Below are 12,333 nucleotides of genomic sequence, written 5' to 3' on the forward strand. Positions count from 1 at the left end.
CCGCCCGCCACCATTGATTGATCCAGCTCACAAACCCCGGATATTTACGGCATACCAATTCAATTTGCTGTCATATAACTTTACACTGGTTTTGTTAAATGATGGTTAATAAGGTATGTACTAAATGAATACAATTGCCTCCGTAACGCTGCCCGATTCGGTTAAGCGCCCCCGCTACGATCGTCATCGTTTACAAAGCCGCATCGTGCATTTCGGCTTCGGCGCTTTTCACCGCGCGCACCAGGCGCTGTTAACCGATCGCGTGCTGAATCAACAGGGCGGCGACTGGGGAATTTGCGAAATCAGCCTGTTCAGCGGCGACAAGCTAATGAGCGATCTTCGCGCCCAGGACCATCTTTATACCGTGCTGGAAAAAGGCGCGGACGGCAACCAGGCATACCTCATTGGCGCCGTGAAAGAGTGCCTGAACGCAAAGCTTGACGGTATGGAAGCGATTGTCGAAAAGTTCTGTGAACCGCAGGTGGCTATCGTCTCCCTGACGATTACCGAGAAAGGCTATTGCATCGACCCGGCGACCGGCAAACTGGATACGCGCAATGAGCGCATCGTTCACGATCTCGAAAACCCGCACCAGCCGCATTCCGCACCCGGACTACTGGTGGAAGCGCTGCACCGCCGCCGCGAGCGGGGTCTCGCGCCGTTTACCGTGCTTTCCTGCGACAATATCCCGGATAACGGCCACGTCGTGCGTCAGGCGGTGCTCGGCATGGCGCAAAAGCGCAGCCCCGAACTGGCGCAGTGGATAGGCGAACATGTGACATTTCCGGCGACGATGGTGGACCGTATCGTGCCTGCCGCCACGCCGGAGTCGCTTGCGGAAATCGCCGACGCGCTGGGCGTGGAAGACCCGTGCGCCATCAGCGCCGAGCCGTTTATTCAGTGGGTTATCGAAGATAATTTCGTCGCCGGCCGGCCCGCATGGGAAACGGCGGGCGTCCAGCTTGTTGAGGATGTGCAGCCCTGGGAGCAGATGAAGCTACGCATGCTGAACGGCAGCCACTCTTTTCTGGCCTATCTGGGCTACCTGGCGGGTTATCAGCATATCAGCGATTGCATGCAGGATGCGCGTTTTCGCCAGGCGGCGCGCCAGTTAATGCTCAAAGAGCAGGCGCCGACGCTTCGCATCACCGGCGTGGATTTAACGGCCTATGCCGACAGCCTGATTGCCCGCTTCAGCAATCCGGCGCTTAAACACCGCACCTGGCAGATTGCGATGGATGGCAGCCAGAAGCTGCCGCAGCGAATGCTGGAGAGCATTCGCTGGCATCTGCAACACGGCGGCGACTGGTCGCTGCTTGCGCTGGGCGTGGCAGGCTGGATGCGCTACGTCAGCGGCGTGGATGAACAAGGCGACGCCATCGACGTGCGCGACCCGCTGAGCGAAAAAATTCGCGGGCTGGTTGAGAACAGCCCGCAGGAAAACCGCGTTGAAGCGCTGCTCTCTTTACAGGAAATTTTCGGTGCCGACTTACCGCAGAACCCGATTTTCGTGCATAGCCTGAAAGCGGCCTGGCAAAGCCTTTCCCGCAATGGCGCGAAAGAGGCGGTCGCCCGTCTTGCCGGTCGTTAAGTTTTAACTATCCATGCTTTATAGGGGGCGGCGCTCAGCGTCGCCCCCTCTTCTTTCTTCTCTTTGCTAAGGTTTTTAGACACTATTGGCGTTTTCTCTTTTGTCCGGGAGCGCGCGTGACTAAAACCAATCTCATTACCGGTTTTCTCGGTAGCGGTAAAACCACCACGATTTTGCATCTGCTGGCGCAAAAAGATCCGGCGGAAAAATGGGCCGTGCTGGTCAATGAATTTGGCGAAGTGGGCATTGACGGCGCCCTGCTCGCCGACAGCGGCGCGCTGCTGAAAGAAATTCCCGGCGGCTGCATGTGTTGCGTCAACGGCCTGCCGATGCAGGTAGGGCTTAACACACTGCTGCGCCAGGGCAAACCGGATCGCCTGTTGATAGAGCCCACCGGCCTGGGACATCCCAAACAGATTCTGGATATGCTGACCGCACCGGTCTACGAGCCGTGGATAGATTTACGCGCCACCCTTTGTCTGCTCGACCCACGTCAGTTGCTGGATGAAAAGTGCCTGAGCAATGAAAACTTCCGCGATCAGTTAGCGGCGGCGGACATTATTATCGCCAATAAAAGCGATCGCGCGGACGAGGATAGCCGTCAGGCGCTGGATAAATGGCGGGTGGAACAGGGAGAGGGCCGCGAAGTGGTTTTCGCCACGCAGGGAAATATCGACGGCGCGTGGCTCGATAAACCGCGCGAAAACCAGCGTGAATTGCCGGCAAGCGTGGAACACAGCCATGCCCATCCCAGCAGCCGGGGGCTTGCGGCGTTAAGCCTCGCACAAAACCAGCGCTGGCGGCGCAACCTTAATCATGGCCAGGGCTATCACGCCTGCGGCTGGATTTTTGATGCCGACACGGTGTTCGATACCATTGGGCTGCTGGAATGGGCGCGGCTCGCGCCAGTAGACCGCGTAAAGGGCGTGCTGCGCATTCCTGAAGGGCTGGTGCGAATCAACCGACAGGGTCTCGACTTGAATATTGAAACCCAGAACGTGGCGCCGCCTGACAGCAGAATTGAACTGATTACGCAGAACGAAACGGACTGGAACAGCCTGCAAGCCGCTTTGTTGAAGCTTCGTTTAAGTTCACAGGTCTAACGTTGCCCTTTTTCTAATAAACTGTGACTCCGATCATGAAGATTCGTTTGCCGCTTATCCTGCTGCTGAACGTCGCGGGCGTAGCGTTATTCCTTTCCTGGTTCCTGCCAGCTAACCATGGTTTCTGGTACGCCATTGATACGGGCGTCTTTACCTTTTTTAACCAGCAGCTGGCGGTGAACCGACCGTTTCTGTGGTTTGTGGCAATTACCAATAACCGGGCTTTTGACGGCTGCTCATTGCTGGCGATGGGAGCACTGATGCTCTGGCACTGGCGCCGCGCCGCGCCTGCGCAGCAACGCCGCATCGTACTGATGGGTCTGGTGATGCTGCTGACGGCAGTGGTGCTAAACCAACTCGGTCAGCGTTTACTGCCCGTTACCCGTCCCAGCCCGACGTTAACGTTTACCGGCATTAACCGCGTCAGCGAACTTTTATCTATTTCGACCAAAGATGCGTCGACGGACAGTTTCCCTGGCGACCATGGCATGATGCTGCTTATTTTTGCGGGATTTATGTGGCGATATTTTGGTCAAAAAGCGTTTGCTATCGCCTTACTTATTTTTGCCGTGTTTGCCCTTCCCCGCATGATGATTGGCGCGCACTGGTTTACCGATATATTTGTAGGTTCACTTTGTGTGGTGCTGACAGGGTTGCCCTGGTGTTTATTAACCCCTGTTTCCGACAAGGTTATTGCGTGGTTTGACCGCACGCTCCCCGGCAAAAAACAAACAATTTGATAACATTTAATTAAAATATTAAAACCGTTCCATCAGGGATCGTTTTCGATCCCTGATTGTTTCCGGGAGGTTAATTTCGGTTAAATATCATTACCAGCGTAATGATTATTTAATAACGCAATGAATAGCCTGTTTTTTACCCTTTTCAGGCCATTGTTACACAACTACACACTTTCCTCTTTTCACATCACAATTTCTTATAAAAAAAGCGATAAAACCACTCGCCATACAGGGTTTGATCGGGTAATCTCGGTCTCGTTTTGCTTTCAAGACCGCGTCCGCGGCGCTGAAAATAAAAATGTGCGTTTCTGCACAATTTCGTTCATTCGGAATTGTCTCAACACGCGCGGGTATTTAGTCTCGTCACGTTTGGCATTTTTATAACGATATTTATCGTTAAGGACATCAAGGGAAAATAAATAATATGGTCAAATCTCAGCCGATTTTGAGATATTTTCTGCGGCTCGTACCCGCAGTCGCAGTCGCGGTACTGCTGTCAGCATGTAGCTCCACTAACACCGCAAAAAATATGCATTCTGAGACGCATGCAGTTGGCAATAATGATGGTTTTTTACTGCAAGCCTCTCAGGATGAATTTGAAAATATGGTTCGTAATCTCGATGTTAAATCGCGACTTATGGATCAATATGCCAGCTGGAAAGGCGTCCGCTACCGTCTGGGCGGCAGCACCAAAAGCGGCATCGACTGTTCCGGTTTCGTACAGCGTACTTTTCGTGAACAGTTTGGCTTAGAATTACCGCGTTCTACTTACGAACAGCAGGAAATGGGCAAAAGCGTTGACCGCACAAAATTGCGGACCGGCGATCTGGTGCTGTTCCGGGCAGGCTCTACCGGCCGCCACGTAGGCATTTACATTGGCAATAACCAGTTTGTACATGCCTCCACCAGCAGCGGCGTCATGATTTCCAGCATGGACGAACCGTACTGGAAGAAGCGCTACAATGAAGCGCGAAGAGTATTAAGCCGCAGTTAATGTTGCTTTCCCCCTTGATGGCCAACGTTGACGAACAATAAAAAAACGCTGCTCCGGCAGCGTTTTTTTATTATTTGCGGCTGTGTAAGATGGTCCGCACGTCCCTTTATCCGGCCACAGTCATCAGCATTACGCTAAGCGCCAGCCTTGTCTTTGCGGGAGCCAGACCCAATGCCGTTACCCCACTTTTCTTCAAGGCTGTCGACGCCAAAAAAGATAGCAGCGACCAGCCTGGCCGCAGGGTTGCTTATCGCCCTGCTGGTGAGCAGCCTTTACACAATCTATCTTCATCATAAGCGTGAACAAGCCTGGACGCTGCTGACAAGCGACATTCAACATTACCTCGCCCATTATTTTCACGATCTTAAAACCACCGCGGACAGTTTACAGCCGCTGACGCTGGCTGACTGCTCGATGGTCTCAGCCGACCTCACCTCCCGCGCCGCGTTTAACGTCAACGTGCGGGCGTTCTTGTTGATTCGTGACGAAATCGCCTACTGCTCTTCGGCTATTGGCGCGATACGCGTACCTCTGATGGACCTCATGACGGATATCGATCCTGATAAAGAGGTTGATATGGATATCGTTAAAGGTACGCCAATGTTGCCCGGCAAACCGGCCATCGCCATGTGGTTTCGCAATCCGACGGACAGCGGGCGCGGCGTTTTTACTATCCTTAACGTTAACCTCACCCCCTACCTGCTCTTTACCGCTCGCCAGCGCGATATTACCGGCATCGCGCTGGTGGTGGGCAACGAAGCGCTGACCACGTTCGAAAACGGACTCAGGGGCACCAAAGACCTTCCTCCTGAGCCCTTGCGTACCGCCAGCATCGCAGGCTATCCCATGCAGATTTACCTCTACGGCAACGTCTGGCCTGCGCAGGACATTCAGCTTTCCGTGCTGCTCGGGATCCTGAGCGGTCTGCTCGGTGGCGTGCTGACCGGCTATCTGCTTTACACCCGCTCCCGCTCGGGCAAAGAGATTTTAATCGGCATCAAACGTCACCAGTTCTTTGTGATGTATCAGCCGGTGGTGGAATCCCGTGAATTGCGCATGACGGGCGTGGAAGCGCTGATGCGCTGGGAGCATCCCGAAGCGGGCATGATCCCGCCAGACGCATTCATCAGCTTCGCCGAAGCGCAGCAGCTTATTGTGCCGCTCACTCGCCACCTGTTTAAGCTGATTGCCGCCGATGCGCCGCAGCTGCAAAAAGTGCTGCCGCGCGGCGCCAAGCTTGGCGTAAACATCGCGCCAGGTCATCTGCACTCCGCCACTTTTAAAGAGGATATACGCCAGTTTGCCGCCTCGCTGCCGCCCGATTACTTTCATATCGTTTTTGAAATTACTGAGCGCGACATGATTCAGGAAAAAGAGGCGCTGGGCTTGTTTCAGTGGCTGCATGATGAAGGTTTTGAGATTGCGGTGGATGATTTTGGCACCGGCCACAGCGCCCTGATTTATCTTGAGCGCTTTAAGCTTGATTACTTAAAAATTGACCGTGGTTTTGTTAATGCCATCGGCACGGAGACCGTTACTTCACCCGTGCTGGATGCGGTGATTACCCTTGCGAAACGGCTTAATATGAACACCGTAGCCGAAGGGGTTGAAACCGCAGAACAGGCGAAATGGCTACGCGAGCAGCATGTAACCTATTTACAGGGTTACTATTTCAGCCGCCCGCTGCGCCTTGCGCAGCTTACCGAAGGCGTGACATTCTCAGAAGACGATTAACCGTCAGAGTATTTCCCTCATCCGCGCCCTCCCTTATTATGCTCAGACCCGCCAGTCTGCGGTTAAGGCCCCGGGCTGGCGATAATAAGGATTTTTTAACAGGCTATCTCATGTTTGCACGCGCGCTTGTAGTACTGCTGATCCTGTATGGTGCGGTTTGTCAGGCCGAACCGATAAAAGAGAGCTACTCCCTGGCCATTCTGGGAGAGCCTAAGTACGCCGTAAATTTTACCCACTTCGATTACGTCAACCCGGCAGCGCCTAAAGGCGGCAACGTCACGCTTTCAGCCATCGGCACCTTTGATAACTTCAACCGCTACGCCCTGCGCGGCAACGCGGCCATACGCACCGAGGCGCTTTACGATCCGCTGTTTACCACCTCGGATGACGAGCCGGGAAGTTACTATCCGCTGGTCGGCGAAATGCTGCGCTACTCGCCTGACTTCGCCTGGGCGGAGGTGGAAATTAACCCGCGCGCGCGCTTTCATGACGGCTCGTCCATCACAGCGGATGATGTCGCCTTTACCTTTCACAAATTCATGACTGAAGGGGTGCCGCAGTTCCGTCTTTATTATAAAGGGGCGACGGTAAAAGCCATCGCGCCGCTGACGGTGCGGATTGAGCTTGCGAAACCGGGCAAAGAGGATATGCTGGGACTGCTTTCGCTGCCGGTAATGCCGCATAAATACTGGAAAGATCATAAGCTCAGCGACCCGCTCTCCCGTCCGCCGCTGGCAAGCGGCCCCTATCAAATCACCGATTTTCGCATGGGCCAGTACGTGGTTTATTCACGCGTAAAAGATTACTGGGCGGCAAACCTGCCGGTAAACCAGGGCCGCTGGAACTTCGATACCCTGCGCTACGACTATTACCTGGACGATAACGTGGCGTTTGAAGCGTTCAAAGCGGGCGCCTTTGATTTTCGACTTGAAAGCAGCCCCAAAAACTGGGCGACACGCTATAACGGCAAAAACTTCGACAGCCGTTATATTGTCAAGGAAGAGCAAAAAAACGAATCGGCGCAGGATACCCGCTGGCTGGCGTTTAATATCCAGCGCCCCCTGTTCGCCGACCGTCGGGTGCGGGAAGCGATAACCCTCGCCTTTGATTTTGAATGGATGAACAAGGCGCTGTTTTATGGCGCTTACAGCCGCCCCGTCAGCTATTTCCAGAATACCGAATACGCCGCGCGAAATTACCCGGATGCCGCCGAACTCACCTTACTCGCGCCGCTGAAAAGCGACGTGCCTCCGGAGGTCTTTACTACCATCTACCAGCCGCCGGTTTCTCACGGCGATGGCTTTGACCGCAACCATCTGCTGAAAGCGCTTACATTGCTGAAGGCGGCAGGCTGGACGCTGAAAGATCAAAAGCTGGTTAACGAGAAAACGGGGCAGCCTTTCAGCTTCGAGTTATTGCTTTCGGCGGCAGGCAATAACCAGTGGGTGCTGCCCTTCCAGCACAACCTTGAGCGGCTTGGCATCACCATGTCTATTCGTCAGGTGGATAATTCACAACTTACCAATCGCCTGCGCAAGCGCGATTACGACATGATCCCCACGCTTTATCGCGCCATGCCATGGCCGAGCGGTGACTTGCAGATCTCATGGGCTTCCGCCTACATTGATTCCACCTATAATTCCCCCGGTGTTCAAAACCCGGCGGTGGATAAACTTATCGCGCAAATTCTCGAAAACCAGGGCAACAAAGAGAAACTGTTGCCGCTGGGCCGCGCGCTGGACAGGGTGCTGACCTGGAACTATTACATGCTGCCGATGTGGTATACCTCCGCCGACCGTTTTGCCCGCTGGGATAAATTCTCCCGTCCCGGCATCCATCCTGTTTATTCGCTGGGTTTCGATACCTGGTGGTATGACGTAAACAAAGCGGCGAAGCTGCCTGCGGCGCGGCGCTAAGGAACGACATGGGCGCATATCTGATTCGGCGTTTACTGCTGATTATCCCGACGCTGTGGGCCATCATTACCCTTAACTTCTTTATTGTGCAGATAGCCCCCGGCGGACCGGTCGACCAGGCTATCGCCGCAATTCAGTTTGGCCACGGCAGCGGCGTGCCGGGGGTGAGCGTGGAAGGCGCAGGCGCCACGCATGCGCAAACGGGCGTCGGCAACATTGGGGATAGCCAGTATCGCGGCGCGCGCGGGCTGGACCCGGAAATCATCGCGGAAATTACCCATCGTTACGGATTCGATAAGCCGCTTCACGAGCGTTACCTGAAGATGCTCGGCGATTATCTGCGTTTCGACTTTGGCGACAGCTTGTTTCGCAGCGCGTCGGTGGTGCAACTGATTGGCGATAGCCTGCCGGTTTCCGTTACGCTTGGGTTATGGAGCACTTTGATTATCTACCTGGTTTCCATTCCGCTTGGCATTCGCAAGGCGGTGCATAACGGCAGCGGGTTCGATATCTGGAGCAGCGCGTTTATTATCGTCGGTTATGCCGTACCGGCATTTCTGTTTGCCATTCTGCTGATTGTGCTGTTTGCGGGCGGCACCTGGTTTGATATTTTCCCGCTGCGCGGCCTGGTGTCGGCGAATTTCGATACCCTCCCCTGGTATAAGAAAATCGCCGATTATCTCTGGCATATCACCCTGCCGGTGCTGGCAACGGTCATTGGCGGCTTCGCGGCACTGACGATGCTGACGAAAAACGCGTTTCTGGACGAGATCCGCAAGCAGTACGTAGTGACCGCCCGGGCGAAGGGCGTAGGGGAAAAGCAGATCCTGTGGAAACATATCTTTCGCAACGCCATGCTGCTGGTCATCGCGGGCTTTCCGGCCACCTTCATCAGCATGTTTTTTACCGGTTCGCTGCTGATTGAAGTGATGTTCTCGCTCAACGGCCTGGGGCTGCTGGGCTATGAAGCCACCGTCTCACGCGATTATCCGGTGATGTTTGGCACGCTTTACATCTTCACGCTGATCGGCCTGCTGTTGAATATCCTGAGCGATATTACCTATACGCTGGTCGATCCGCGCATCGATTTCGAGGGACGCGGATGAGTCGATTAAGCCCGGTAAACCAGGCGCGCTGGGCGCGGTTTCGTCGTAACCGCCGCGGTTACTGGTCGCTCTGGATCTTTGCAATACTCTTCACCCTGAGCCTGTTTTCTGAACTGCTCGCCAACGACAGACCGTTGATAGTCCATTTTCAGGACCGCTGGTATTTCCCGGTAGCGGTGGATTACAGCGAAAGCGATTTCGGCGGCCCGCTCGCCACCCGCGCCGACTATCAGGATCCCTGGCTCCGCCAGCAGCTGGCGTCCGGCTGGACCCTGTGGGCGCCTGTCCGCTTTGGCGCCAACGCCATTAATTACGCAACCACGACCCCTTTCCCCTCGCCTCCTTCAGCGCAAAACTGGCTGGGCACTGACGCGAACGGCGGCGACGTGCTGGCGCGCATTCTTTACGGCACGCGCATTTCGCTGTTGTTCGGTCTGATGCTGACGCTAAGCTCAAGCGTTATCGGCGTGCTGGCGGGCGCGGTGCAGGGCTATTACGGCGGCAAGGTGGACCTGTGGGGCCAGCGCTTTATTGAAGTCTGGTCCGGCATGCCGACGCTGTTTTTAATTATCCTGCTTTCAAGCGTGGTGCAGCCGGGTTTCTGGTGGTTGCTTGCCATCACCGTGCTGTTTGGCTGGATGAGCCTTGTGGGCGTGGTGCGCGCTGAGTTTTTACGCACCCGCAATTTTGACTATATCCGCGCAGCCCAGGCGCTGGGCGTCAGCGACAGAGCTATTATGTGGCGGCATATGCTGCCTAACGCGATGGTGGCGACCCTCACTTTTCTGCCGTTTATCCTTTGCGGGTCGATTACCACCCTCACCTCACTCGATTTCCTCGGCTTCGGTCTGCCGCTCGGCTCTCCTTCGCTGGGTGAACTGCTGCTGCAGGGCAAAAACAATCTGCAGGCGCCCTGGCTTGGCATTACCGCCTTCTTTTCGCTGGCGATTTTACTTTCGCTGTTAATCTTTATTGGCGAAGCGGTGCGCGACGCCTTCGATCCGGGCAAGGCGGTCTGATATGGCGCAACCTTTACTCTCCATCGAACAGCTTTCCATCGCGTTTCGCCAGCAGGAAACGGAACGTCGGGTGGTGAATACGCTCTCCTTGAGCATCAACGCCGGTGAGACGCTGGCGCTGGTGGGGGAATCGGGCTCCGGCAAGAGCGTGACCGCGCTTTCCGTGCTGCGTTTGCTCCCCTCGCCACCCGTTGTTTATCCAGAAGGCGATATTCTCTTTCACGGCCAGTCGCTGCTTACCGCTTCTGAACAACAGCTGCGCAGCGTGCGGGGCAACCGCATCGCAATGATTTTTCAGGAGCCGATGGTTTCGCTCAACCCGCTGCACAACGTCGAGCGACAGCTTTATGAGGTGCTTTCGCTGCACCGGGGAATGCGCCGCGAGCCGGCGCGCGCGGAAATTATCACCTGCCTTGAGCGCGTCGGCATCCGTCAGCCTGCTAAGCGGCTCAATGATTTTCCACACCAGCTTTCAGGCGGCGAGCGCCAGCGCGTAATGATAGCGATGGCGCTGCTGACCCGTCCCGAGCTGCTGATTGCTGACGAACCCACCACAGCGCTGGACGTTTCCGTGCAGGCGCAAATCCTGACGCTGCTGGATGAGCTGAAGCGCGAGCTGAATATGGGGCTGCTGTTCATTACGCATAACCTTAATATCGTGAAGCGGCTGGCGGACAATGTGGCGGTAATGCAGAGCGGCGAATGTGTGGAGCGTAACCGCACCGCCGCACTCTTTCTTGCGCCGCAGCACGACTATACGCGCCGCCTGCTGGACGCCGAGCCCGCAGGCGAACCGGTGCCGGTGGCGCCAGCCGCGCCGCTGTTAACCGTGGATAAGCTTCAGGTCGCCTTTCCCATCCGGCGCGGCTTGTTAAAGCGAGTGGTGGATAATCACTACGCGGTAAAAGAGATTAGCTTTACGCTGCGCCCCGGCGAGAGCCTTGGGCTGGTGGGCGAATCAGGTTCTGGTAAAAGCACTACCGGGCTTGCGCTGCTGCGGCTGCTGCCCTCTAAAGGAAAAATTATTTTTGACGGCCAGCCGCTGCATGCGTGGAATCGCAAACAGATGCTGCCGGTGCGCCATCGCATCCAGGTCGTGTTCCAGGATCCTAACTCCTCACTCAACCCAAGGCTGAATGTGCTGCAAATAATCGAAGAAGGATTACGCGTACATAAGCCCGGTTTATCCGCCGCTGAGCGGGAAGCGCACGTCACAGCCGTTATGCAGGAAGTGGGGCTGGACCCGCAAACGCGTCATCGCTACCCGGCGGAATTTTCCGGCGGACAGCGCCAGCGTATCGCGATTGCAAGGGCGCTTATTCTTAAACCCGACCTGATCGTACTCGACGAGCCGACCTCTTCGCTTGACCGCACCGTGCAGGCGCAGGTGCTGGCGTTGCTCAAAACGCTGCAGGCCCGGCATCGCCTGGCTTACATTTTTATCAGTCACGATCTTCAGGTGGTGCGCTCGCTATGCCATCAGGTGGTGGTGCTGCGCCAGGGTGAAGTGGTGGAACAAGGAAACTGCCAGCAAATTTTTACCGCCCCGCAGGCGGACTATACGCGTCAGCTGCTTACGCTGCGCTGACGCGTTCAGAAGGGATTCTGGCCAGAAAACGTCTCTGCAATAGCCACGCCGAAATTCTTCAGGCGGCAGGTAGCGGCAAATTCATCCTGACCGTTTACAAACAGCGTAGGTTCGCCTTCGCACTCCACTACGGAGCAATCCACTTCGATATCGCTCAGCGCCTGGCTTAACTTGTGCATCACCGGCCAGGCTTTTTCGCCATCCGGACTCAGCAGCTTCAGACCCACAAGGCAATTTTCGCACGGGCCGTTTTGCTGCGGAATCGGTTCAACTATTGAACCCGTAAAACCTGCCCGCCAACGATAGCTTTGCGGCAAGCGATGGACGATGGAGAGTTGTAACATGTTCAAATTTTGTTCCCCGAAGCCAGTAAATTTCACAAACGGTTTACATACAGGTTAACACAATGTTGAAAAAAGGTGATCAAATCAACAAAGAAACCGCTTACATGTCTTACCGCTGCGACATTACTCTTTCATTCATAAGTACTATTTTATGTGCGACGGATCGCATTTTGGCGCTATATGTACCCCTTTCTGCGA

At 55.2% G+C, this 12,333-nt stretch carries 10 protein-coding genes; 9 read left to right on the forward strand and 1 reads right to left on the reverse strand.

Going from position 1 to position 12,333, the window contains the following annotated elements:
- Positions 1-124: 124 nt before the first annotated feature.
- From IEX01_RS18560 to yejF, 9 genes are all read left to right on the forward strand, one after another.
- Complete coding sequence (locus tag IEX01_RS18560; RefSeq protein ID WP_048888129.1) at positions 125-1,591, forward strand: mannitol dehydrogenase family protein; 1,467 nt, start codon at positions 125-127, stop codon at positions 1,589-1,591.
- Positions 1,592-1,707: 116 nt separating this feature from the next.
- Positions 1,708-2,694, forward strand: a complete 987-nt coding sequence (locus IEX01_RS18565; protein ID WP_024556304.1) for a CobW family GTP-binding protein — start codon at positions 1,708-1,710, stop codon at positions 2,692-2,694.
- Positions 2,695-2,729: 35 nt separating this feature from the next.
- The gene (locus IEX01_RS18570) at positions 2,730-3,434 is read left to right on the forward strand and encodes a phosphatase PAP2 family protein (RefSeq protein WP_035895805.1); all 705 of its coding nucleotides are present in this window, start codon (positions 2,730-2,732) and stop codon (positions 3,432-3,434) included.
- 424 nt (positions 3,435-3,858) lie between these two features.
- Positions 3,859-4,428: a bifunctional murein DD-endopeptidase/murein LD-carboxypeptidase gene (gene mepS / locus IEX01_RS18575; RefSeq protein WP_024559666.1), complete on the forward strand. Its 570-nt coding sequence runs from the start codon at positions 3,859-3,861 to the stop codon at positions 4,426-4,428.
- A 171-nt stretch (positions 4,429-4,599) separates the two neighbouring features.
- Entirely contained in the window at positions 4,600-6,162 is a 1,563-nt protein-coding gene (gene pdeN / locus IEX01_RS18580; protein ID WP_024556301.1) for a cyclic di-3',5'-guanosine monophosphate phosphodiesterase PdeN, read from the forward strand.
- 110 nt (positions 6,163-6,272) lie between these two features.
- Complete coding sequence (locus IEX01_RS18585) at positions 6,273-8,078, forward strand: extracellular solute-binding protein (RefSeq protein ID WP_188724319.1); 1,806 nt, start codon at positions 6,273-6,275, stop codon at positions 8,076-8,078.
- 8 nt (positions 8,079-8,086) lie between these two features.
- Entirely contained in the window at positions 8,087-9,184 is a 1,098-nt protein-coding gene (locus IEX01_RS18590) for a microcin C ABC transporter permease YejB (protein WP_024559664.1), read from the forward strand.
- Positions 9,181-10,203, forward strand: coding sequence for a microcin C ABC transporter permease (locus IEX01_RS18595; protein WP_024556298.1), 1,023 nt, complete (start codon positions 9,181-9,183; stop codon positions 10,201-10,203). Before IEX01_RS18590 ends, IEX01_RS18595 begins: the two co-directional genes overlap by 4 nt.
- 1 nt (position 10,204) lies before the next feature.
- The gene (gene yejF / locus IEX01_RS18600; RefSeq protein ID WP_188724320.1) at positions 10,205-11,791 is read left to right on the forward strand and encodes a microcin C ABC transporter ATP-binding protein YejF; all 1,587 of its coding nucleotides are present in this window, start codon (positions 10,205-10,207) and stop codon (positions 11,789-11,791) included.
- Positions 11,792-11,796: 5 nt separating this feature from the next.
- On the opposite strand, the gene IEX01_RS18605 is transcribed toward yejF, so the two are convergent.
- Positions 11,797-12,141 (reverse strand): YejG family protein, encoded by a 345-nt coding sequence (locus IEX01_RS18605; RefSeq protein ID WP_188724321.1) that lies wholly within the window; start codon positions 12,139-12,141, stop codon positions 11,797-11,799.
- Positions 12,142-12,333 lie beyond the last annotated feature (192 nt).

It is taken from the genome of Franconibacter daqui (genome assembly GCF_014644275.1).
GTDB classification, from domain to species: Bacteria; Pseudomonadota; Gammaproteobacteria; order Enterobacterales; family Enterobacteriaceae; genus Franconibacter; species Franconibacter pulveris.